Origin of the sequence: Brevibacterium sp. BDJS002 (assembly GCF_028201555.1) — a bacterium.
GTDB classification, from domain to species: Bacteria; Actinomycetota; Actinomycetes; order Actinomycetales; family Brevibacteriaceae; genus Brevibacterium; species Brevibacterium aurantiacum.
On record NZ_CP116392.1, the window covers coordinates 1,551,152 to 1,573,033 of the forward strand.

19 protein-coding genes and 1 pseudogene are annotated in these 21,882 nt (G+C 62.7%); 5 read left to right on the plus strand and 15 right to left on the minus strand.

Going from position 1 to position 21,882, the window contains the following annotated elements; translation table 11 throughout:
* Window positions 1–44: 44 nt before the first annotated feature.
* Genes PGC08_RS07215 through PGC08_RS07235 form a run of 5 tightly spaced genes read right to left on the minus strand, consistent with a single transcriptional unit; the run spans window position 45 to window position 6,841 of the window.
* Window positions 45–980, minus strand: coding sequence for a 3-hydroxyacyl-CoA dehydrogenase NAD-binding domain-containing protein (locus PGC08_RS07215; RefSeq protein WP_271709838.1), 936 nt, complete (start codon window positions 978–980; stop codon window positions 45–47).
* Complete coding sequence (locus PGC08_RS07220; RefSeq protein ID WP_271709839.1) at window positions 977–3,019, minus strand: acetoacetate--CoA ligase; 2,043 nt, start codon at window positions 3,017–3,019, stop codon at window positions 977–979. The genes PGC08_RS07215 and PGC08_RS07220 overlap by 4 nt, the downstream gene beginning before the upstream one ends.
* An 11-nt stretch (window positions 3,020–3,030) precedes the next feature.
* Window positions 3,031–3,873, minus strand: a complete 843-nt coding sequence (locus PGC08_RS07225) for a crotonase/enoyl-CoA hydratase family protein (RefSeq protein ID WP_271709840.1) — start codon at window positions 3,871–3,873, stop codon at window positions 3,031–3,033.
* Window positions 3,870–5,462 (minus strand): acyl-CoA synthetase, encoded by a 1,593-nt coding sequence (locus PGC08_RS07230; RefSeq protein ID WP_271709841.1) that lies wholly within the window; start codon window positions 5,460–5,462, stop codon window positions 3,870–3,872. The genes PGC08_RS07225 and PGC08_RS07230 overlap by 4 nt, the downstream gene beginning before the upstream one ends.
* Window positions 5,459–6,841: an MFS transporter gene (locus PGC08_RS07235; RefSeq protein WP_096159541.1), complete on the minus strand. Its 1,383-nt coding sequence runs from the start codon at window positions 6,839–6,841 to the stop codon at window positions 5,459–5,461. Before PGC08_RS07235 ends, PGC08_RS07230 begins: the two co-directional genes overlap by 4 nt.
* Before the next feature lie 169 nt (window positions 6,842–7,010).
* Here PGC08_RS07235 and PGC08_RS07240 point away from each other — a divergent pair, with 169 nt between their 5' ends.
* Window positions 7,011–7,826 carry a PaaX family transcriptional regulator gene (locus PGC08_RS07240; RefSeq protein WP_096159540.1) on the plus strand — a complete coding sequence of 272 codons (816 nt, stop codon included), beginning with the start codon at window positions 7,011–7,013 and terminating at the stop codon, window positions 7,824–7,826.
* 938 nt (window positions 7,827–8,764) lie between these two features.
* Here PGC08_RS07240 and PGC08_RS07245 read toward each other — a convergent pair.
* From PGC08_RS07245 to PGC08_RS07265, 5 genes are all read right to left on the minus strand, one after another.
* Complete coding sequence (locus tag PGC08_RS07245; protein WP_271709842.1) at window positions 8,765–9,919, minus strand: hypothetical protein; 1,155 nt, start codon at window positions 9,917–9,919, stop codon at window positions 8,765–8,767.
* A complete protein-coding gene (locus tag PGC08_RS07250) occupies window positions 9,919–10,866 on the minus strand; it encodes a cytochrome c biogenesis CcdA family protein (RefSeq protein ID WP_271709843.1) in 948 nt (315 codons plus the stop codon). The genes PGC08_RS07245 and PGC08_RS07250 overlap by 1 nt, the downstream gene beginning before the upstream one ends.
* The gene (locus PGC08_RS07255) at window positions 10,866–11,609 is read right to left on the minus strand and encodes a DsbA family protein (protein ID WP_271709844.1); all 744 of its coding nucleotides are present in this window, start codon (window positions 11,607–11,609) and stop codon (window positions 10,866–10,868) included. Before PGC08_RS07255 ends, PGC08_RS07250 begins: the two co-directional genes overlap by 1 nt.
* Window positions 11,610–11,676: 67 nt before the next feature.
* Complete coding sequence (locus PGC08_RS07260; protein ID WP_271709845.1) at window positions 11,677–12,906, minus strand: hypothetical protein; 1,230 nt, start codon at window positions 12,904–12,906, stop codon at window positions 11,677–11,679.
* A 6-nt stretch (window positions 12,907–12,912) separates the two neighbouring features.
* A complete protein-coding gene (locus PGC08_RS07265) occupies window positions 12,913–13,605 on the minus strand; it encodes a DsbA family protein (RefSeq protein WP_271709846.1) in 693 nt (230 codons plus the stop codon).
* Window positions 13,606–13,774: 169 nt separating this feature from the next.
* On the opposite strand from PGC08_RS07265, the gene PGC08_RS07270 reads away from it, so the two are divergent.
* From PGC08_RS07270 to PGC08_RS07280, 3 genes are read left to right on the plus strand one after another with little or no spacing between them, the layout of a single operon-like run.
* Window positions 13,775–14,344, plus strand: coding sequence for a hypothetical protein (locus PGC08_RS07270; RefSeq protein WP_271709847.1), 570 nt, complete (start codon window positions 13,775–13,777; stop codon window positions 14,342–14,344).
* Entirely contained in the window at window positions 14,341–14,730 is a 390-nt protein-coding gene (locus tag PGC08_RS07275; RefSeq protein WP_271709848.1) for a BlaI/MecI/CopY family transcriptional regulator, read from the plus strand. Before PGC08_RS07270 ends, PGC08_RS07275 begins: the two co-directional genes overlap by 4 nt.
* Window positions 14,727–15,710 (plus strand): M56 family metallopeptidase, encoded by a 984-nt coding sequence (locus tag PGC08_RS07280; protein WP_271709849.1) that lies wholly within the window; start codon window positions 14,727–14,729, stop codon window positions 15,708–15,710. The genes PGC08_RS07275 and PGC08_RS07280 overlap by 4 nt, the downstream gene beginning before the upstream one ends.
* A 68-nt stretch (window positions 15,711–15,778) precedes the next feature.
* Here the strand turns inward: PGC08_RS07280 and PGC08_RS07285 are convergent.
* From PGC08_RS07285 to PGC08_RS07295, 3 genes and pseudogenes are all read right to left on the minus strand, one after another.
* Window positions 15,779–16,267: pseudogene (locus PGC08_RS07285) on the minus strand (IS3 family transposase); the annotation flags it as partial.
* Window positions 16,268–16,741: 474 nt separating this feature from the next.
* Entirely contained in the window at window positions 16,742–17,326 is a 585-nt protein-coding gene (locus PGC08_RS07290) for a rhodanese-like domain-containing protein (RefSeq protein WP_271709850.1), read from the minus strand.
* Between the two features lie 114 nt (window positions 17,327–17,440).
* Window positions 17,441–18,829: an MBL fold metallo-hydrolase gene (locus PGC08_RS07295; RefSeq protein ID WP_271709851.1), complete on the minus strand. Its 1,389-nt coding sequence runs from the start codon at window positions 18,827–18,829 to the stop codon at window positions 17,441–17,443.
* Window positions 18,830–19,324: 495 nt separating this feature from the next.
* Here PGC08_RS07295 and PGC08_RS07300 point away from each other — a divergent pair, with 495 nt between their 5' ends.
* A complete protein-coding gene (locus PGC08_RS07300) occupies window positions 19,325–19,582 on the plus strand; it encodes a metal-sensitive transcriptional regulator (protein WP_271709852.1) in 258 nt (85 codons plus the stop codon).
* 70 nt (window positions 19,583–19,652) lie between these two features.
* On the opposite strand, the gene PGC08_RS07305 is transcribed toward PGC08_RS07300, so the two are convergent.
* The gene (locus PGC08_RS07305; protein WP_271709853.1) at window positions 19,653–20,423 is read right to left on the minus strand and encodes a sulfite exporter TauE/SafE family protein; all 771 of its coding nucleotides are present in this window, start codon (window positions 20,421–20,423) and stop codon (window positions 19,653–19,655) included.
* Window positions 20,424–20,491: 68 nt separating this feature from the next.
* Window positions 20,492–21,877 carry an MBL fold metallo-hydrolase gene (locus tag PGC08_RS07310; protein ID WP_271709854.1) on the minus strand — a complete coding sequence of 462 codons (1,386 nt, stop codon included), beginning with the start codon at window positions 21,875–21,877 and terminating at the stop codon, window positions 20,492–20,494.
* Between the last annotated feature and the right edge of the window lie 5 nt (window positions 21,878–21,882).

A 21,882-nucleotide genomic window follows, 5' to 3' on the forward strand; every position in this document is an offset into this window, starting at 1 on the left:
TCCGGTAGTGAGATCGTCGGCACAGTAGTCGTGCGTGGCTGGCTCTACGGCAGCTCTCCGTACTTGCGTTTGAGGGCGATGAGTTCGAGCAGCATCTCGTCGCGCTGCTTGGCCATGAGCACCGGATCCTTGCCCTCGAGTTCATCGTCGACACCGGCGACGAGCTTGTCCGTCAATTCCTCGCCGAGGCGGACCTGCCCCAAGTCACGCATCCACACCTCCTGCGGTGGCCCGAGATGCTCGAGCACATGCCGCATCCCTCCCGGTCCTCCGGAAAGTCCCTGCTGCACGAGGGGACCGAGGATCGCCCAGCGCAGACCGGGCCCGTAGGAGATCGCCGTATCGATGTCCTCGACCGAGACCATGCCACGGTCGACGAGCGAATACGCCTCCTGCCACAGGGCCGCCTGCAGACGGTTCGTGACGTGTCCGGGCAGTTCCGCGCGCACGAGGATCGGCTTCTTCCCGATCGATCGGTAGATCTCCAAGCCGCGCTCGACCACCTCGGCGGGAGTGGCCGGTGTCGGCACGAGTTCGACGAGGGGAACCAAATGCGCCGGGTTGAACGGGTGTCCGACGACGATCCGCTCCGGATTCTTCGTTGCTGTGGCCGCCAGCTCGCTCGGTGCGAACCCGGAGGTTGAGGAGGCGATGATCGCAGAAGCGGGCGCTGCGGCGTCAGTCTCGGCGAGCATGGACTGCTTGATATCGAGGCGCTCGGGGCCGTTCTCCTGGACGAAATCAGCATCACTGACCGACTCGGTCAAGGAACCTGCGAAGTGCAGGCGCTCCATCGCCGAGGTGATGTCAGCTTCCCCGGTCACCTTAAGGTTGGCCTCGACCTGGGAGCGCAACCTGGCTTCGGCGCCCTCGGCCGGGTCGAAGGCGGTGACCGTGTGCCCGGTGGCGAGGAATCCCGTCGCCCACGCAGCACCGATGACACCGGTGCCGAGGATCGCGACTGTGAGCGTCTCACTCATGCGTCCACCTTCGCCTTCCGTGCCTTCGCGTAGTCCACATACTCGTCGAGTGACCGCGGATCCTGCAAAGCCCCGGCGCTCGCCACCGACTCGGCGGTCGCCCCCTGGACTATGCGTTTGACCGGGACCTCGAGTTTCTTGCCCGTGCGCCCCAGCGGAATCCGGGTCACCGGCACAACCTCGTCCGGTGCATGCCTGGGGGACAGGCGTGACTTCAGCTCGGTCCTAATCCGCGCGGACAACGCGTCAGTGAACGACACCCCGTCCTCGGTCTGGACGAAGAGGACGAGCTCGCCCATCCCGCCATCGGGATCCTCAAGGTGGATGACCAGGGCATCGGACACCTCGGCGAAGGTGTCGAGGACCGAGTAGAAGTCCGCGGTGCCCAACCGCACCCCGCCCCGATTGAGCGTGGCGTCCGAGCGTCCGGTGACCACGACCCCACCGTCGGTGGTGAACCGTGCCCAGTCGCCGTGGCGCCAGACGCCGGGGTATTTGTCGAAGTACGCAGCCTCATAGCGGACATCACCCTCGGGGCCCCAGAACGTCACTGGCATCGATGGCACCGGCTGGGTGAAGACGAGTTCTCCCAGGTCATCACGAACTTCGTTGCCTGACGCGTCGAAGGCGGTGGCGGCGAACCCAAGGGAGACTCCCGACATCTCACCGGAGTAGACCGGGGTCAGCGGGGATGCCTGGAGGATGCCGGTGCACACATCGGTGCCGCCGCAGCCTACGTTGAGCAGCACGCCCTGGCCGAATTGGTCCATGACCCACTCGTAGCCCTCGGCGGGCAGTGGTGCACCGGCGGCTCCGAACTGGGAGACCGCGGACAGGTCGAACTCCTCGGTGGGGTTGAACCCGGCCTTGCGCGCGGACATGATCGCCCCGGGCGCCACACCCATGAGCGTGGCCTTCGTGTTCGCGGCGATGCGCCAGAGTTCCTTCGGGTCCGGGTAGTTCGGGTTGCCGTCGATCATGACGATGCCCGAGCCGAGGAGCAGCCCGCCGACGAGGGTGTTCCACATCATCCACGCGGTCGTGGAGAACCAGCAGAACTGGCTGCCGGGCCCCAGGTCGAAGTGCAGGGCGTGGTTCTTCAACGTCTCGAGCAGGATGCCGCCATGGCTGTGGACGATGGCCTTCGGCTTGCCCGTCGTGCCCGAGGAGAAGAGGATGAACAGAGGATGGTCGAACGGCACAGGTTCGAATTCCAATTCCGCCGAGGTGGCTCCACCATCCGCGCTCGCCGAGGTTGCCCCGAGTCCCGCATAGTCGACGACGTCGATCGCGTGCTCGAGTCCCGACCCGGACGTGAACGCCTCGCGTGAGTTTTTGTCGAGGCTGAAGTCCCCGTAGCCAACGGTCACGAGGTGGGTCAGGCTGGGGAGGGCGGCGACCACCTCGGCGAGTTCGCCGGTGCGGTCGACGGCCTTGTTGCCGTACATGTACCCGGAGATCGCCAGCAGCACTGTCGGCTCGACCTGGCTGAAGCGGTCGATGACGGACTGGGTGCCGAATTCGGGGGCGCAGCTGGCCCAGATTGCGCCGATGCTTGCCGTGGCGAGGAACGCGACGAGTGCCTCGGGCTGGTTGGGCAGATACCCGATGACGCGGTCACCCTTCTTCACACCCAAGGACACGAGCCCGGCACGGACACGGGCCACCTCGGCGCGCAGCTGCGCGAACGTCAGCGTGGGGTCCTCGCGGGTCTGGGACACCGCGGTCACGGCCACGTCGTCGGCCTGTTCGGGAGTGCCGAATGAGTGTTCGGCGTAGTTGAGCGTTGCACCGGTGAACCAGCGCGCGTGCGGCATGACCCGCTCCTCGAGCACCGAGGTGTACGGGGTGTGGGACTGGACACCGAAGTACTCCCAGACTGATTTCCAGAAGTCCTCGATGTCGGTGATCGACCAGGTATAGAGCTCATCCCAGCCGGTGAACGAGTAACCGAACTTGGCATTGACCCAGCCGAGGAAGTCACCGATCCGGCTGGTCTCGAGAGCGTCGGAGGGAACCTCGCGGATGATTGTCGACATGTCAGCTCCTCTCACTTGTTCACTTTGGGGCCGGAGCCGTCGAGAAAGGCGCGCATGAGGTCCTTGGCCTCGGTGCTCGACTGGGCGACGGTGGCCATGAGGGACTCCATCATGTAGCCCTCGTCGCGGCCGGATTCGACGATGCGCGGCAGCGCCTGGGTGATCGCATAGTTCGTTACCGGGGAGTTCGAAGCGATCGAAGCGGCCAGTTCACGGGCCTTGGCCAAACCTTCACCGGCGCCGACTCGGTAGTTGACGAGTCCGATGGACTCCGCCTCAGCGGCGTTGAAGCGACGCCCGGTGAGCATCATGTCCTGGACGCGGGACAGTCCGATGAGGCGGGGGACGCGGACAGAGGCACCGCCGCCGACGAAGAGGCCGCGCTTGCCCTCGGGCAAAGCGAAGTACGCGGATTCATCGGCCACGCGCAGATGAGCGGCCGAGGCGAGTTCGAGTCCGCCGCCGATGACTCCGCCCTGGAGGACCGCGACGACGGGGATCTGGGATTCGGTGATCCGGTTCATCGTCGTGTGCCAGCCGCGCGAGTGGTGGAGGCCTGCCACGGCGTCGCGTTCGGCCATCTCGGACAGGTCGAGGCCGGCGCAGAAGTGATCGCCGGTGGAGTTGAGGATGATCGCGGAGACCTCGGGCGGAGTGCGGAAGAACTCGCCGAGGCTGGCCACCGTCGCATCATCCAGTGCGTTGCGCTTGGCGGGGCGATCGAGGGTGAGGATGCCGATGTCGCCCTCGGCTGTGAAGCGCAGGGTGTCCGAGATGTCGACGGTGGTCGGCTGCGTGGAGCTGCCGTCACCGTCGGGGGCGTTGGTGAGGTGGGTGGTGGGGAGGTCGGTCATGCGTTGTCCTTTGGTGGTGCAGCTGGTGCTGAGTTGTCAGTATTCGAGGTGGCGGGGTCTGAGCTGCTGGTGTTCGCGTGGGCGCCGAGTCCGCCGGTGGTGCGCAGGGAGACCTTGTGGACTTTTCCGGAGCCGGTGCGTGGCAGGGACTCGACGAAGTCGAAGTACTGCGGAACCTTGTACTTGGCCAGGCGGGTCAGAAGGAAGTCGCGCAGTTTGGCAGCGCTCGGCGGCTGCGAGCCAGCCTCGGCGGAGACGACGATGAATGCGTGTCCGACCTCGCCCCAGCGCTCATCGGCCGCGGCGACGACGGCGGCCTCGGCGACTGCTGGGTGGTCGAAGAGGCTGGATTCCACCTCGGCGGGGTAGACGTTCTCTCCACCGGAGATGAACATATCTTTGAGCCGGTCGACGATGAAGAGGAATCCGTCGGCGTCGAGGTAGCCGATGTCGCCGGTGTGGAACCAGCCGCCGGGGGAGAACGCAGCATCCGTGGCGGCCTGGTTGTTCCAATAGCCGCTGGTGACATTGGGCCCGCGAACGACGATCTCACCGTTGACTCCCGCCGAGCAGGCGTTGCCAGAGGCATCGCGGACCTCGACCTCGGTGAACGGCACGGCCCGTCCTGCCGAGCCTGCCTTGTCCAGGGCGAACGCTGCGGGCAGGAAGGTGCAGCCGGGGGAGGTCTCGGTGAGTCCGTAGCCCTGGCAGAACATGATGTCCTTCGCCTGATACTCCTGGATCAGGGAGACAGGGATCGGGGCGCCACCGGAGTTGACGAACCTCAGCGATGACAGGTCAGCGCTCTCCCACCTCGGCGACTGGAGCATATCGGCGAACATGGTCGTCACACCGGCCATCCAGGTCAGCCCCTCGTGCTCGATGGCATCGAAGGCCCGGTCCACGTTCCACTTGGACTCGAGGAGCATGCGCGAACCGCGCAGGTAGCTGGTCATCACCTGCTGGTCGAGGCCGATGACGTGGAAGAGGGGAGCGGTGACCAGCGTGACGTCGGCGGCGGTGAGATCGGAGTTGAGGAGGAGGTTGAAGGAGTTCCACAGCAGGTTCGCATGCGTGAGCACCGCGCCCTTCGGCCGTCCCGTGGTCCCGGAGGTGAAGAGCAGGAACGCCGGTTCGTCACCGGTGACCTCGGCCGCAGGGACGACAGGCACCGTCGCCGAGGTGGCCGCCGGGTCCCAGTCCACCGTGTCCCGGGCGACGTCGACGCTCAATCCCTCGGCGGTCGCGGCATGCTCGGGGGCGATGATGAGCAGGGACACCTCGGCATTGGACAGTTGATAGTCGAGTTCGGCCGGGGCCAGGCGCCAGTTGAGAGGGATGAAGATGGCTCCCAGGCGCAGGCAGGCCAGCAGGACTTCGATGAGCGCTGGGTGGTTGGGTCCGAGGTAGGCCACCCGGTCACCTCGGCGAATGCCACGTGCATGGAGATCGGCAGCACGGGTCAGCGTGCGTTCGTGCATCTGGACGTAGGAGTAGTCGATGCCGGCGAAGGTGATCGCGGTCTTCTCGCCGTAGTCGATGGCCTGGCGTTCGGAGAGCCGGGCCATGCTGGGGTGGGTGAAGGTCAAGGAATCGGTCCTTCCATGGCTGCTGGTGGGGTGTCGGTCGCCGATGCGGTGCCGGTGGCAGCTGGAGTCTCGGCGAAGTTCTGTTCGGACAGGGTCCGTGATTTCGTCTCTCCCAGGCGCCAGATGCAGAAGATGCTGATGGCGGCGACGATGAGGATGACGATGGAGAGCGGAATGGTCGACGGCGAACCGGTCGAATTCAGAATGGCAGCAAAGAGGACGGGTGAGATGCCCGCGCCGATGCCGGCGATCTGGTAGCCCAGCGAGGCACCGGTGTAGCGGTGCTCGGTGTCGAAGAGCTCCGAGTAGAGGCCTGCCAGTGGGCCGTAGATCATCGGGTGGATGACGCCCTGGCCGATGACCATGCCGATGGTGATGATGAGACCGTTCTTCGTCTCCAGCATGGGGAAGAGGGCGAAGCCCCAAACGGCGATGAGCACGGCACCGGCGATGACGAGTGGTCGGCGTCCGATTGTGTCGGAGAGGCGGGACCAGCCGATAATGCCGAAGATCGCGAAGAAGGAGGAGAAGGACAGGGCGTTGAGAATCGTCTGTCGTTCGATGCCGATCTGCACGCCGTAGGCGATGGAGTAGGTGGTGAGCAGACCCTGGAACATGAACGCGGACAGGCCCACGCCGACCGCGAGCAACAGGGTGAGCGGCTGCTTGCGCAGGGTCGCGATGATCGGGATGCCACGCTTCGGTGTGCGCTTCTTCGCGGCGAGGAACTCCGGTGATTCGTCGACGGCGGAGCGGACGATGACGCCGACGATGAGCAGGATGACTGAGGCGAGGAAGGGCAGGCGCCAACCCCAGGCGATGAAGGCATCCGGGCCCATGGCTGCCAGAGTGCCGGCGATGACGAGTGCGGAGACCAATTGGCCGGTGGGTGCTCCGGCGCTGGTGAAGCTGGCCCAGAAGCCGCGGTTCTTGGTGGCGTGCTCGGCGGACATGAGCATGGCGCCGCCCCATTCGCCGCCGATGGCGACACCCTGGATGACGCGGATGAGGATGAGGAGGACCGGCGCGATGAGTCCGGCCTGGTCGTAGGTGGGCAGCAGGCCGATTGCGGTCGAGGCGATGCCGATGGTGAACATGCTGAGGACGAGCATGCGTTTGCGGCCCAGCTTGTCGCCGAAGTGGCCGAAGATGATGCCGCCCAGGGGACGGGCGAGGTAGCCGGTGGCGAAGGTCGCCAGGCTGGCCAGTGTGCCGACTGCTGGGGTGAGGTTGGAGAAGAAGACGTCTTTGAAGACGAGTGCGGCGCAGACGGAGTAGACGAAGAAGTCGTAGTACTCGATGACACTGCCCAGATACGCCGAGGCGGCTGCTCGTTTGAGCATCGGTGTCGATTTCTCTGGCGATTTCGTGGAAGCCATGTGATCCTCGCTGATTGTGTGGCTTGGATGGTTGCGGTGCGTGCTGGGGGAGGAAGCCCGATCGTCGCTGACCGGGCCCGCATCGATACTATGCAACACAATGTTGTCACGTCAATGAATTGCGATACATGCATCGTTCGCGGTCGGCCGGAGACCGTAAAGTAAGGGCATGACGGTTCAGCCTCAGTCACTCTTCTTCGCGCTCGCCGGCCTGCACATGCTCGATGACCCCAGGCCGCTCAGTGGTGCCTCGATCGTCTTCGTCATGGGCAAGCTCGGGGTAGGGGAGTCGGCTTCGAGGTCGGTGCTCCAGCGGATGACGGCAAAGAAGTTCATCGTGCGGCACAAGGAGGGTCGCAAGACCTTCTATACGCTCTCTGACCGAGGCCGGACGATTCTGCGCGAGGGCCAGGAGAAGATGTTCGCCGGTTGGCAGCCACAGGATTGGGACGGAAGGTGGACCTTCGTGCGTGTCCAGGTGCCAGAGTCGAAGCGGACGCTAAGGCACCAGATGGCGTCGCGCCTGTCGTGGGCTGGCTTCGCTCAGGTGGACGGCGGCCCTTGGGTCGCGCCAGGACCGCATGATGTTGCCACGATACTGGGGCCGGAGCAATCCGAGATCTCCCCAATTGCTGTCTATGGCGAGCCGCAGCCCCCGACCACTGATGAAATGCTTGTCAGCGCGTTCGACTTGGAGGCGTTGGCTGCCGACTATGAGGCGTTTGGCGAGAAGTGGCGTGCTGTAGATCCTGAGTCACTGTCGCCGATAGAAGCGCTAGTCAAGCGTGTTGAGCTCCACTTCGACTGGCTGACTCTGACACGGACTGACCCGCAATTGCCGGGGCGCCTGCTTCCGGAGAGGTGGCCTGGGGCTGCGCTGGGAGAGCTATTTCATGCGGGAAATGACGAATTGTGCACTAGAGAAGCCTCTCAAATGCACAAATTCGTGAATGGCGAGTTGGATTCTTCACCCACTATGAATTGATCTGCAGTCATGGCGGTCCAAATTTCCGGCTAGTGACTAGAGCCAGGAAATACCTGGAGCGAGAAGAACATGGGAGGGGATACTGACATGCTCCTCCTTAACAAGAAGCGTGGCTGGAAGACTCCTGCCTATTTCTCTTGGGACGAGTTCGCGAGCAAGCGACCACAGGGCATTGGGCGAGGATGATGAAGTCGGTTAAGAGAGCTGCGCGATGAGTTGGTTGAAGCGACATTGGACAGGAATCACATTATCCTTCGGGCTTATGATCGTAGTGCTTTCTATGATCCTGCATGGGCTCAGCCTGTCGAGGTTAAAGCAGGGGGACTTCTTCAGTTCCGACTTGTGTCCGCAACCTCCACCGGGGCAGCCGCTCGAATACGGTGGTCAACTCACCGGCTCCGTGTTTCCTCCTTCGATCACTTGCACGGTTGGATCGCAGGACTCCGGGTGGGAAGAATCCCAGACGACCTACGATGTTCTCGCAACTTGGCCATTCTTCATCGGCATCGCGGTCTGTGTGCTGAGCGTGATTTTCTTGGTCATTCGTCGGAGACGACAGCGCAAGCGCGATTGGGGATAAGGCTCGGCCTGGGAGAAAATCCATGGTGGTGGAGAGTGGCTGCGTACGCTTAGGCGAACGCAGCCACTCGCACATTTCACCGTTAAGACGCTTGCTCGCTTGGCCTGCATGTGAAGCCTAGTTCTGAAATGTTTGCATTTGGGTACTGAAACTGACAAATGCTGTCAAGCGGGTTACGTTTCAACGGATTGGACACATATGCCTAGCGACTCCGAGAACCCCACAGACGCCCTATTCGGCCAGATCCTCGGTTACGTGCGAGTCAGCACTGCTGTGAGCTTCAGCGATAATTGGCGGTGTTCTGTCAACACTTCGTGGCTCGTGGGCCTGGACTGGGAACGGGGCAATTCTCCGTTGCTTATTGCTCAGGTACATCCTTGACAACTCTGTCCGTCGCTAGCAACGTTCTGTCACCGGCCCGCAGAGTTCCCAGACCTTGTGACGTGAAGAGGTCAGGAACTGCGACGATGCCCGAGCCCTCGGCAGGGTAGCCCCTGGCGATGCTGCCGGTGGCTGTGTTGTGGACCCGCAGACTCTCGCCCTCGCGCAGATAGATGAGCCCGCCGACGGCAGCCTCTAAGACCACGGGCTCGGGCAGAGAGACGGGCAGTTCGTTCGTGCCCGTCTCATCGATGACCGTCAGGCCCTGCTCGTCCCTCGTGATGATCATCTCCGAGTTCGCATCTCGAGCGATCTCGCTGGCGGACTCGTCGAGGACATCACCAGTTTCTGCATCGATGACGGGCCCGGACCCATCGTCGGCATCGAGGTGAATGAGACCGTCGACCTGTTCGGGGAAGGCTGTAAGCCCCTCGACGCTCCAGTCGTGATCCGCCAGCGGAATCTCCCACGCGGTGTCTCCTCCGTTCGAGGCGGAGAGAGTGTCCTGACCAACGCTGAGGATGGTTCCCTGATATTCGCCGAGGACGCGCGATGTCGAGGATTCGGCACTTGCAACTCCACCGGTATCGGGGTCGAGTGCCACGGTCTCGCCCTGATCAGCAGCCGAGAAGACTACCCCCGGGCCCTGCATCGGACCGGGCACGTCGCTCGGGCCCCACCGTTGCTCCCCCGTTTCGAGGTCATAGGCGGTGGCCGTCACCTCGGTGTCGCAGGTTTTATCGGATGCCGAATCGGTGAGCACTGCCAACGGCGTCCCCTCACTGTCGGCGGTGACACTGAAGCCGGTGCAGCCCGTGGGGCGTGGGGCCTGCCACAGGGTGGTGCCGTTTTTGTCAACAGCGCTGAAGTCCAAATGGTCGTCACCGCTTCCTGCGGACAGGAACACATCGCCGTGGTGCTTGACGTCGAGATCCCAGCCCGGCTCTACGAGCTCGAGCGGTTCGACGATCAGGGGCAACTGCAGATCGGAGGCATCGACCTCGTCGAGTTCCGTACCGACCTGCCTCGGTTCGCGTTCGAACTCGGGTGGTGCCTCGGTCGAGGTGCAGCCGAGGAGAGCCAGCGTGGTGCTCAGGCCGACGGCTATAGTGACGAGTCTGCGCCTGGCCATCAGGGTCTCGGCTCGTCTCTGACCTGCTTTGGAGCCTTTGCAGTCTCCGACCCGGTCACCGTTGCCGTTCCCGTCGCAGTCTCCGTCGGCTCCTGGCCCTCTTCCCTGCCCGTCCTGTCCCTGTTGCGTCGGCGTTCATGACTGAACCACAGGGCGATGGCGACGATTGCCAAGAGGCAGACGACGAGGATGTCGAGCGTGGTCGAGGTCCAGGAGCCCGCCCATTCCTGAATATGGGCAAGGGTGGACGTCGAGACCAGGGACGGTGCCGAGACAAGACCGTTCGTCATCCAGAAGACGATGCCGATGAGGATCATCAGGGCTCCGGTGACCATCGAGATGACGGGTAGCCGGCGGCCGAAGAAGTTGACCGAGCCTCCGCGCATGACCGACCTGGCACGTGGCCCTATCCGCGACCACAGGGCCGCGATGATGAACAGCGGCACGACCATGCCGGCACCGTAGATCGCGAGCATCACACCGCCGAGGAATACGCTGCCTCTCGTGGCCGCCAGAGTCAGGACCGCGCCGAGGATGGGCCCGGAGCAGATTCCGGCAATCCCGCTCGTGGCACCCAGGAGGAAGGTCTTCGTTGCTCCCGTTGCCGTTGCGGATTTGGACCTCATGGCGTCGGCGCCGGGCAGTGCCTTAGCGGGGTCGAACCCGAATCCGAAGAACTGGACGATGCCGAGGATGACGAGGATCACCGAGGCGACGAGGACGATCGTTCCGCGATAGGCCGTGAAGATTGCTCCCAGGGTTCCTGCTCCCATCCCCAGGGGGATGAGGACGAGCAGCATTCCAACGTAGAAGATGACACCGTGGAGCAGTAGTCGTGACCCGGCCCCTACCGTGGAGCCGAAGAAGGCCGGCAGCAGCAGCGCCGCGCACGGGCTGAGCAGTGCGAGGGCTCCGCCGATGAAAGCGCTGAGTAATCCGATGTCCATCAGTTCGCTCCTTCCAATTTCTGTTCTATGGCGTCAACGAAGACGCTGGTGGGTTGGGCTCCGACGTAGGGTTGATCGTCGAGGATGAACGTCGGAGTCGAGAAGGCGCCGAGTTCGGTGCCCAGCTTGGCGTTCTTGTCGACTGCCGCGGCTGTTTCAGAGGAGTTCATGTCCTTCTCGAACTGGTTCATGTCGAGGCCGATATCGGCGGCCACGGATGTCAGCGCTTCGGGAGAGAGGTCCTTCGGCGGGCGTGGTTTGCCTCCGGCGAACAGCTTGTCGTGAAACTCCCAGTGCTTATCCTGCAGAGCGGCCGCGTATGCCGCCTTGGCGGCCTGTTCGGACGCGGAGCCGAAAACGTTGACCTCGCGCCATTCGATGCGCAGATCACCGGAGTCGACGTAGTCGAGCATCTTCGGCAGAGTGTCCTGAGACCAGGCCGCACAGTACGGGCACTGATAGTCGGAGAAGACGACGAGTGTGACCGGAGCATCGACTGGACCCTCGGCCAGTGGGTCGTCATCGTCGCTGTCGAAATCGCTGACATCCTTTTGCTGGGGATCCTCGACCTCGGTGACGACAACATCCGGCGCCGTGTGCTCGCCGGTCGCCTTCTGGGCGGAATTGTCGCCCTGCTCTCGATCCATGAAGAGGATCATGAGCACGAGAGCCAGGGCCGAGGCGATGACCGCGAGGGGTATCCACCAACGATATCGGGGCCTGAGCGCTTCGTGTCTCGGCATATCACCACTCCTGAATTACTATGGAACTTAGTAAAGAGCATGTCATGGTAGACCGGTGCTGCCACGTTCATCTCTGACTCGTAATCAACAACGGTGTCTGTGGGTCACCGATGAGCGCGGCACCGGATTCGGAGATGTAGTGGGGTGCCCCGAGCTGCTTGGTCGCCTTGAGCAGTGGAGTATCTTTCTTGATGGGACTGCCGTCGCGAGCGGATCTGTCTGTGACTGACTGCTCCTCCTGGTCCGAGTCGCTCTCGTTCTCCGGCTCGCTCCCACTCTCTGAGTCGAAGGTGATGAGACCGGCGCCCACGGCGGTGACCGCGGCGTCCTCAGGCAGCGGCGTGCTCCAGCGTTTGGTCCCATCGGCGTCGAAGCCGTGCAGTTCGGACCCGACCGTGACCAGGGTGTCGGTCGATGAATCGAACCAGGCCCCAGAGATCTCGGAATCGACGGTGGCACCCGAGCGCAGGTCGATCAGAGTCCGTGTTTCGCTGCCTGCGTCGCCCACCAGTGCATGGGACTCGCCGGTCGGTTCCCAGGGGATTTCCCGGACCTCGGACGTTGACATGCTGAAGTCCTCGGCTGCTCGGTTCCATAGCTTTTGTCCATCGAGATCCTCACCGACGATGTCACCGCCCTGGCTGCGAACGAGATGTTCACCGAACAGTGCCACCACACGTGGCGAGGCGTCACCACCTTCGCCTGCGTCCTCTCCTTCGGCGGCGACCACGTCTCCGGTGGCCGGGTCGAGTGCGGTGCGGGGACCGCTGGGTCCGATGTAGTCCTTCGGTGCGCCTGCGAAGATGAGGCCGTTGCCCAGCATTGCGCCGGGCGTCTCCACCGGTCCCCACTGTTTCTGACCGGTCTTGAGGTCATAGCCGCTAGCGGTAGGTGTGAGTGAGTTGCCGGTCGAGAGGTCTTGGTCCATGAGGACTGCGATGGGGCCGGAATCGGTGGTGGTGACGAGATAAGCGGAACAGGCTCGTGGACGCTGCGCAGTCCACAGGACCTCCCCGGTCGAATCGACGGCCCGATATTCGAGGCTGTCGTCGTTCTCGTGCATCGACAGGAATGTCCCGTTCGCTTCCTGCGCCGGAGAGTCCCAGCCGGGATCGACGGCTCGTGCCGCAGAGGAATCACTGTCGGCCCCACCGGGATCGAAGCTCGGAGCCTGCGATCCGGCCGGGGTCGGTTCGGACGACTGAGTGTCTGAGCCGAACGCGGAGCAGGCGCTGAGCCCGAGGGCAACGGCGAGAGTGATGGAGAAAACCGACGCGACGGTGGACCGTGGCCTCACGCTTCCTCAGCCTTCCGCCTCGGCGAGGGCATCGTCAACGGCACTGACGAACTCATCCGTCGGCTGGGCCCCCACGAGAGGTTTGCCGCCGATGACGAACGTCGGGGTGCTGGCCACGCCCAGGGAATAGCCCTCTTGGGCATTGGCCTCGAACTCATCATGAGCCTCGACCGAATTCATGTCCCCCTTGAACTTGGTCGGGTCGAGGCCGAGATCCTTGGCCGTGGCCACCAGCGAGTCATCGTCGAGCTCGGACTTCGGGGGATGCTCACCGCCTTCGAACATGGCATTGTGGAACTCCCAGTACTTGCCTTGGAGGCCGGCGGCATAGGCCGCGCGAGCCGCCCTCTCCGACTCCTCACCGAAGACGGCGAGGTCACGCATCTCGATCCGCAGATCACCCTTGTCGACGTAGTCCATCATGGTCGGCATCGTCTCCTCATTCCAGGCCGCACAGTACGGGCACTGATAGTCGGAGAACATCACGAGAGTCACCGGCGCATCGACATCGCCGAGAGCGCGAGAGTCGTCTTCGACCCTGTGCTCGACGAACGACAGGTCGACCTCTTCTTCGCCGGTTCCCGACTCGCTCTGCGATTGTGCGTTCGCGCTGTCGTCGGCGGAGCCTTGGTTGGCGATGACCACACCAATGAGCACTGCGGCGAGAACGATGACAGCTAAAGGTATGAGCCACAACATAGGGCCGCGAGTGGAACGGAACACGGAAGCCTCCTTGGGGGAAGTCGATTCGGGAGAGTCGGGTGGGCACGCACTCGAAGCGGCGCTCCTTGGGACTTTACTATTACGCATAGTATACTAGCTCTCATCGTAAACATACTCTCGGCAGCCGCTCGATGAAGGGACCCTCTTGCTGATCTCCTATCTCTGTGAGGCGACCCAGTCGCTTCGAATGTGGGGCACCCGCCGCATCGTAGTGGCAATCGCGGCGGCCGGTGTCTCTGCGTTCATCATCGGATTGTCCACGGTGCTCATCCCCAACTCCCTCTTCGCCAGAGACATCCCTCCCGAGTGGTGGGACTATCCAGTGTGGATTCTCATGTCGATCCTCCTGGGCCTGCTCATCGCCACTTATATCCGCGAGCCCGGCGCGCAGGTGAAGGGCTCTCGTGGGACGAAGGGTGTTGCCGATGAGATTCCCACGCCGGTCGACGAGGACGTCGATGACAAGCCCCAACGTCGTGGGGGTGCTTTCGGCACCGTGGGCGGCATGCTCGGGTGGTTCGCGGTCGGGTGCCCTGTCTGTAACAAGATCGCGCTTCTGGTGCTCGGCTACACTGGGGCTCTCACATACTTTGCGCCGCTGCAGCCTGTGCTGGCGGTGTTGTCGGTCCTCCTCCTGCTGGTCGCGGTGGTCGTCCGCCTCAAGGGGCAGTTCTCCTGTCCGGTGCCCACTCGTGAAAGGAGCCGTCTGCCATGACATCAAAGTCGGGTTCGACTGAGAAATCATCGCCGATTCGCCTCGGGGCCCTCGAGCAGCAAGTCATGGACCTGTTGTGGGACGACGGGTCGTTGACGGTCAGGCAGATCATCGAGGACCTAGACAATGTTCCCGCCTACACGACGATCGCGACTGTGCTGACGAACCTTGAACGGAAGGGCCTCGTGCGACGTGAGCGACAGGGCAGATCGGTGCTGCACCGTCCGATCATCAGCCGCGAAGAACATGCGGCGACGCTCATGCAGAAGGCGCTGCTCAACGGGGGAGACCGAGCTGCATCGATCCTGCACTTCGTCGAAGGCATCGGAGCCGAGGACGCCGAGCTCCTCCGCGGCTATCTCAACTCCAAAGACGAACGCAGATGAGTCTGCTGCTCATCGGCGCCGGCGCAATCGCTCTGTTCGCCCTCATCTCCCTCATCGGTCCTTTTCTCGTCAGAACGGCCGCGCCTGTTCTCATGCGAGTACCGCGACTGGCTGTGTATGGGCTCCTGTTGGTGTCCCTGATGTGGTGGGCCGTCGTGGCAGCGCTGAGCCTCATGGCGGCCTCGCTGTTCAAGGGGCCGGATGTTCTCCCCGTTCCCCTTGCCGATGTGTGCCAGCGGTGCCTCATCGCAGCCAGCCCGTTCCCCGGGCTGGCACAGGTCGACACATTGGTCCCGGTCGTCCTCTTCCTCATCTTCCCGCTTATGCTCTCCCTCATCTCTGCGGTGTGGGGACTGCACCAGCGAACTCGGCGCAGGCGAGCGAACTCGGCTGCAGCCCAGCGTCTGCGTCGGGACTCGGCGGTCGCCGATATCGATGGCCAGTCCCTGCACGTCCTCGACCAGCAGACTCCCTTCGCATTCTCACTGCCACAGAAATACGGCGGAGTAATCATATCCCAGGCGCTGCGCGTGAGCTTGGACAAGAATGAGCTCGCCGCTGTACTCGAACACGAGAGAGCCCACGTCGAGGGCGGACATCACCGAATCATGGCAATAGTCGACACCTTCGTGCGACCGCTGAATTTCGTTCCCCTGTTCGCCGAGGTGGCCGCCTGCGTTCCCCTCTACCTTGAGATCGCTGCCGACGATCGAGCGCGTCGAACCACCGGGACAATGCCCCTGGCCAGCGCCCTGCTCAAGATTGGGCAGCCTTCGGGTAAGCCCGTTCACCTCAGTGGGCCCTATGCCCTCAACATCGCCGGACCCGACAGGATCCGCCAGTTGGTCTCGCCCGCTAGTATGGCCGCCGGGGTGCCGCCCGTCATTGCTCTGGCCAGCGTGATGGCCGCCTTCGTCGCGGTCTTCTCTTCGGTGTTCTACTCATACGCTGCCGTCCTAACCACAGGGTGCAGTCTTTAGTTAGTCGGGACTGATGCAAGGATCGGTCACAGTGACCTGCCCTACGGTTTGGTTTCCAGTTTGGGTCGCTAGCTTCTGGCGGATGTCAGCGGGTGGGAGACAGCGAGATCAAATTCCGATGGAGTCGAATACCCCAGTGCTGAGTGTCTCCGCTTGCGATTGTAGAACACTTCGATGTACTCGAACATGGCATTTGCGAGCTCGATACGGCTCTTCCACTTCTTGCGGTTCAGAAGTTCGATCTGCATAGACGACCAGAACGATTCCATCATCGCGTTATCAAGGCCGTCCCCGACTGTTCCAAACGAGGGAAGTAGGCCCGCAGCACGGATCTTCTGAGTGAACGCCCATGAGGTGAACTGGACTCCATGATCGGCGTGGACAACCCCGCCGGGTGCCGGCGTGCGCGCCCGGATCGCCATATCGAGTGCATTCACAACAAGCGTAGAATCCTGTTTCGAGTCGATCGCCCAGCCCACGATTTTGCGACTACATGCATCAAGGACCGCCGCGCAGAACACCTTTCCTTCCCGCGTAGGATGCTCCGTGATGTCAGTGCATGGCTTGCTTGATCCTGGTCAGCAATCTCCATGCCACGGCCGCGTAGCTGGTTGATCTGGTCCTGGATCGAAAGCCACGGCTTGAGTGGGTGCACCATGCTGGTCACCGTACCGGAATAAATCCGGCCCACTCCCGGAAGTAGCTCCGAGGCGGGCCGAACGATTGGGGTAATCATAACACTGGCCGCCCACTATTTCCTGCTGTTTGCAGCTATCTCTTGCTACCCCTCGACGGGACTCGAGACTCGTAGGTATTCCCCGCTTTTCCGAGGGTCGTGCCTCACCCAAATTCCCCCGCCAAACTCTTCACCCGGGAACATCCCGAATTGGAGGTTGCGCCGACGACGAAGAGCGAGGCGGCGATTGTGGGGTGTTCAGGAGGTATGAGGGTAGTTTCCAGGCCCGGACCAACGCGACCCGGGCCCGGGGCTCGGGAGGAAACCCGTTGACCGCGGGCCAAGCAGGTGTGTTCTAGGACTTCTTGGGCGGAAGCTGGGCAATGACCGATTCACGAGTCGGCTCGTTGCCGGTTTTGTTCCACGGCATCTTGGCCAGGGCCTTGCCCATGGCACAGGTGTTGGTGACTGCGGAAAAGGTCAGGCCCGCCCCGATGACCCCGGCGACCGTGCGGATCTGTGGGGACAGGAACCTCCCGCCGGCCAGCCCGGCGATCACGAGGGAGCCGGCGGTCATGCGCACCTGGCGTTCCAGGTCCCAGCGCTTGGACCCTTCAACGGTTCGACCGCCGGCCTGCTTGTAGGCTGGGACACCGCCGGCCAGGACATGGGCATTGCCGAAACCGACCGACGCGAGGTTTGTCTTGGCTTCGGTGGCGCGCACACCGGACTGGCAGACCAGCACCACCTTGGTGTCAAGCTTCGAGGCAAGTTCCTCGGCGTGTTCGGCCAGCAGCGGCAGCGGCACGTTGTAGGAACCCAAGATGTGCCGGGATTCGAATTCGGCGGCGGAGCGCACGTCAAGCACCACGACGTTGGAGCCGGAAGCGATCCAGTCCTTGAGTTCTTCGGGGCTGGTGGTCTGGGGAACGGGGTTCATGGCTTGTGGGCCCTTTCTGCCGGACATGGTGCCCGGCCGGTCTCGGATCCAGAAAGGAGGACGCGGGACCAGGAATACGTAGAATTTGTGGTTGAGTGGTGGGCGGTGGAGAAATTAGGCGTTCTGCATGTGCTTCCAGCCGGCGTAGCTTCCCTCGAGCTCGACGACGTTGAACCCGGCACGGCGCAGCGCGGAGGCGGCCACGGAGTTACGGACCCCGGACTGGCAGTAGCTCACGATCACGCCGTCGGCCGGAAGCTTCTCGGTGTGCCAGAGGACTCGTCCGGCGTTGAGCTGGACGGAACCGGGAATGTGCCCGGCGGTGTGCTCGCTCATGTTGCGCACGTCCAGCAGCATGGCGGCATCAAACCCGGCCATGTCGGCCGGGGCCAGAGTCTCCGGAACATAGGCCGGCAGGCCGTTCAGGGACGTGATGTATCCGGCGACCTTGTCGATGCCCACACGAATGAGGTGGTCCCACATTCCGGTGGCGGTCTCGCTGTCCGGAGCCAGCAGCACCAGCGGGCGCTGGTCCGTTTCCGGGTCCATGGCCCATGCGCCATAGCTTGCCGATTTGTTGCCGGCAGGGATGTTCAGGGCCCCGGTTGCGGTGCCCTCGTGGACCAGAGTGTTGTGGCGGGTATCGACCACGCCGATCTCGTCGGCGGCCAGTGCGGTCGCGACATCCCGGGTGGCCAGCTCGGCCAGCGGGGTCCGCTCGCCCAGGATCACCGGGCCCTGGAGATTTTCGCGTTTCATGCGGCCGAAGTAGGCGTGGGCATCGGGCTGCCCGTCGAGCAATGCCTCAACGAAGCCCTCCTCGTCGTTTGACTCGAGGTAGTTGCCCCACCAGGCGAAGTTGCGCTCGTAGCCGACTGTGGAGGACGGGATTGCACCCAGCGCTTTGCCGCAGGCGCTGCCTGCGCCGTGGCCCGGGTAAACCTGCACATAGTCCGGCAGAGCCAGGAACTTGTCCCGAAGCGAGGCGAACAAATCGTGCGCCCCGGCGAATCGGGTGTCGGTACCGCCGGCGGCCTCGTCGAGCAGGTCCGGGCGCCCCAGGTCCCCGGAGAAGACAAAGTCGCCCGAGAGCAGGAAGCCGGGCTGGTCGCTGAAGGCGCCGTCGGTGACCAGGAAGGAGAGGTGCTCGGGGGTGTGGCCCGGGGTATGCAGGGCCTGGACGCTGATGTTTCCGAGCTTGATCGCGTCCTGGTCGAGGAGGCGTTCCGCCTCGAACCCGTACTGCCAGTCTTCCCCGCCCTCGCCCGAGACGTAGATCTCCGCGCCAGTAGCCGCGGCCAGCTCCCGGGTGCCGGAGAGGTAGTCGGCATGGACATGAGTTTCGGCGACGGCGGTGATCTTCATGCTGTTTTTCGCGGCAAGGTCCTGATAGACCTGGATGTCGCGGCGGGCGTCCACCACGAGGGCTTCGCCTTTGGCCTGGCAGCCGATGAAGTAGCTGGCCTGGGCCAGATCTTCGTCATAGATGCGTTCGAGAAGCATTGGTTCCCCTTGTTGTTGGTCGTGGTTTACCTACCCTTCATACCCCTGGGGGTATGAATTTCACATCAAACGATAATACCCCTAGGGGTATGCGTCAAGTCATTCGCTACCTGAACCCCGAAGCCACTTGCCTCACGACAGGGCCGGAGCTTAGTGGCCAAAGAGACGTGCGAAGAAGCCGCCTTCCTTGCTGGGCCCTTTCTGTACGTTCGAGTCGCAGGAGCAGCGCTCATTGCGCGGCACGTGGGCCATGACCTGTTCGACGTGCTGGCCACATCCGGCCCAGGTGGTTTTTTGGCATTTACGGCATTTGACTGCTCGGCACATGTGGTAATTCCTTCGGTTTGGGGTTGTCGATGGAGGCTCGCCTGCCCCCTTGGTCTTTGATTATGTCACATACCCCTAGGGGTATATCGAATCTGCAGTCAACGATACCCCAGGAAACCCCCTGGGGTATATGATTGAGATAAACCAAGACTCTGGAGGAACCCCATCATGGAACTTGAAGTGGACACCATGAAGCCCGTCATCAACAGGCTCAAGCGCGCCCAAGGACAGATCAACGCGGTGGTTCGTATGCTGGAGGAAGGCAGCGACTGCCATACGGTTGTCACCCAGTTGTCCGCCGCTTCCAAGGCCATCGATCGCGCCGGGTTTGCCATCATCGCCACCGGTCTGGAGCAGTGTCTCAAAAGCGAGGACCCCACGGACGACCGTGCCGACATGGAAAAGCTCTTTCTCTCGCTGGCCTAGCCCCGGCCATCGCATGGCATATTCCTAGCCGAATCGTTCAGCTCCCAAACTGGCTTGTCACTCTACTTATTCAGCTGAGAAGCTGAATCGTCTCCTCGGCTACAACGACAGCAGCGATGCCGAGGACGAACACACCGAAGCCCTTGCGCAGTCCACGATCAGGAATCTTGCTGCTCAACCAGAAGCCGACAAATGACCCGATGACCGCGACACCGGCAATACTTAACGCCAGCGCCCAGTCCAACGATGTCGAGAGCGCGTAACCTGCCAGACCGGAGGCGGACTGCATGGTGATCACCAGCAGGGAGGTCGCCACTGCACTGGTCATGGGTAGTCGGGCCAGAAGTGCCAAAGCAGGGACAATGAGGAAACCTCCGCCGGCGCCGACGAAGCCGGACACTAGCCCGACCACGACACCGGTGATAAGAATCTTGACGATCGGTAGCTGTTCGCCTTCGTCATTGTCGCGTTGTTGTTCGCGGCGGCCGCGGATCATCGCAACAGCTGCGACGATCATCACTGCGGCGAAGGAGAACATGAGGATCACCGCCGGTACGTAAGCTCCTACCCGGCCGCCAATAAAAGCTCCCACCATGGCAGCGAGGCCGAAAGTGATGCCAGTTCGCCATCGCACTCGCTTCTTCAGTGCGTGCAGGATCAAGCTGACTATCGAAGTGACACCGACAATGAGCAATGATGAGGGAATCGCCTGGACCGGTTCCATGCCGGTGATGTAGGTCAGCACCGGGACAGCGAGGATAGCGCCACCACCACCGAGCAGTCCCAGAGAGATGCCGATGATCAGGGCGAAGGCGAAAGTGATGATGAGTGAGAAGTCCATGAGCTCCGAATTTCCAGCAGAAAAACGCATCCGGCGGACTCATCCGCCGGATGCGTATGAGTGCAGACCTACTTCTGGGCGGCCTGCCAGCCGAGGTAGCTGCCCTCGAGCTCGATCACGTGATGCCCGGAACGACGCAGAGCGCTAGCGGCGACTGAATTGCGCATACCGCTTTGGCAGAACGTCACGACGGTTCCGTCTTCCGGTAGCTGGTCCTGGTGCCACAGCACCCGGCCTGCACTGAGCTGCTTCGCCCCCGGGATCGACCCGGCTGCGAATTCGGAGGCGTTGCGAACGTCAAGCAAAAGATCGTAGTCGATGGACTCCAGATCATTTGGCGACACCAGTTCCGGCACGACAGTGGGCAGTCCGTCGAGGCTGGTGACATAGCCGTCCACATCGTCGATGCCGACCCGAATCAAGTGGTCCCACAGCATTTGGGCGATGTCCTGGCTACCGGCGAGGAGCACGAGCGGCGGCGAATCGGACTCGGGATCATAAGTCCAGGCTGCGTGTGTGGCCGGCTTGTTGTAGGCCGGGACGTTGATCGCACCGGGCACGGTCCCATTGTGGACTTTATGCTGGTCGCGAGTGTCGACGAACACTACACTGCCGTCCTCAACGTTCTTCTTCACAGCCTCCGTTTCGAGTTCGGTCAGCGGTTCCCGGTGCCCGAGGACACGGGGTCCGTCGCGGTTCTGGCGTTTCATGCGTCCGAAATAGGCTGGGGCGTCGGGCTGGCCGGCCAGCAGTTCGTCGATGAATCCTTGCTCGTCATCGTCGGTGACGTAGCGGCTCCACCAGGAGAAGTTGCGCTCGTAACCGACCGTTGTCGTTGGCACAGCTCCGAGGGCCTTGCCACAGGCGCTACCGGACCCGTGCGCCGGATAGATCTGAACATAATCTGGCAGAGCCAGAAGCTTGTCACGCAGACTGGCAAACATCTGCTTGGCACCTTCGTAGCGGGTATCAGCCCCTCCTGCGGCTTCGTCCAGCAAGTCCGGACGACCCAGATCACCAACGAAAACAAAGTCTCCGGTGAACAAGTACCCGGGCTCATCAGCAGCCGCCCCGTCGGTGAGTTTGAGACTCAGATGCTCCGGAGTGTGGCCGGGTGTGTGGTCGACGGCGATGGTGATGTTGCCAATCGTGATGGTGTCGCCATCGTGAAGGCGCTGCCCTTCGAACCCGTACTGCCAGTCCTGGCCTCCTTCGCCGGAGACGTAGATGGTGGCATCTGTGGCCTGTGCCAGCTCACGGGTACCGGAGAGGTAATCGGCGTGGATATGGGTCTCGGTGACATGTTTGATGCTCATGCCGTTGGACTTGGCTAAGTCCAGATACACCGAGATGTCTCTACGAGGGTCGATGACGATCGCCTCGTTCGTCTGCTGGCAGCCGATGAAGTAACTGGCCTGGGAGAGGTCTTCGTCGTAAATGCGTTCCAATAACATGGTGT

Bases quoted from the DNA above. Each gene is read 5' to 3' on its own strand.
- PGC08_RS07215 (WP_271709838.1), bottom strand. From the start codon at position 980: ATGAGTGAGACGCTCACAGTCGCGATCCTCGGCACCGGTGTCATCGGT.
- PGC08_RS07220 (WP_271709839.1), bottom strand. From the start codon at position 3,019: ATGTCGACAATCATCCGCGAGGTTCCCTCCGACGCTCTCGAGACCAGC.
- PGC08_RS07225 (WP_271709840.1), bottom strand. From the start codon at position 3,873: ATGACCGACCTCCCCACCACCCACCTCACCAACGCCCCCGACGGTGAC.
- PGC08_RS07235 (WP_096159541.1), bottom strand. From the start codon at position 6,841: ATGGCTTCCACGAAATCGCCAGAGAAATCGACACCGATGCTCAAACGA.
- PGC08_RS07240 (WP_096159540.1), top strand. From the start codon at position 7,011: ATGACGGTTCAGCCTCAGTCACTCTTCTTCGCGCTCGCCGGCCTGCAC.
- PGC08_RS07245 (WP_271709842.1), bottom strand. From the start codon at position 9,919: ATGGCCAGGCGCAGACTCGTCACTATAGCCGTCGGCCTGAGCACCACG.
- PGC08_RS07250 (WP_271709843.1), bottom strand. From the start codon at position 10,866: ATGGACATCGGATTACTCAGCGCTTTCATCGGCGGAGCCCTCGCACTG.
- PGC08_RS07255 (WP_271709844.1), bottom strand. From the start codon at position 11,609: ATGCCGAGACACGAAGCGCTCAGGCCCCGATATCGTTGGTGGATACCC.
- PGC08_RS07265 (WP_271709846.1), bottom strand. From the start codon at position 13,605: ATGTTGTGGCTCATACCTTTAGCTGTCATCGTTCTCGCCGCAGTGCTC.
- PGC08_RS07275 (WP_271709848.1), top strand. From the start codon at position 14,341: ATGACATCAAAGTCGGGTTCGACTGAGAAATCATCGCCGATTCGCCTC.
- PGC08_RS07280 (WP_271709849.1), top strand. From the start codon at position 14,727: ATGAGTCTGCTGCTCATCGGCGCCGGCGCAATCGCTCTGTTCGCCCTC.
- PGC08_RS07290 (WP_271709850.1), bottom strand. From the start codon at position 17,326: ATGAACCCCGTTCCCCAGACCACCAGCCCCGAAGAACTCAAGGACTGG.
- PGC08_RS07295 (WP_271709851.1), bottom strand. From the start codon at position 18,829: ATGCTTCTCGAACGCATCTATGACGAAGATCTGGCCCAGGCCAGCTAC.
- PGC08_RS07300 (WP_271709852.1), top strand. From the start codon at position 19,325: ATGGAACTTGAAGTGGACACCATGAAGCCCGTCATCAACAGGCTCAAG.
- PGC08_RS07305 (WP_271709853.1), bottom strand. From the start codon at position 20,423: ATGGACTTCTCACTCATCATCACTTTCGCCTTCGCCCTGATCATCGGC.
- PGC08_RS07310 (WP_271709854.1), bottom strand. From the start codon at position 21,877: ATGTTATTGGAACGCATTTACGACGAAGACCTCTCCCAGGCCAGTTAC.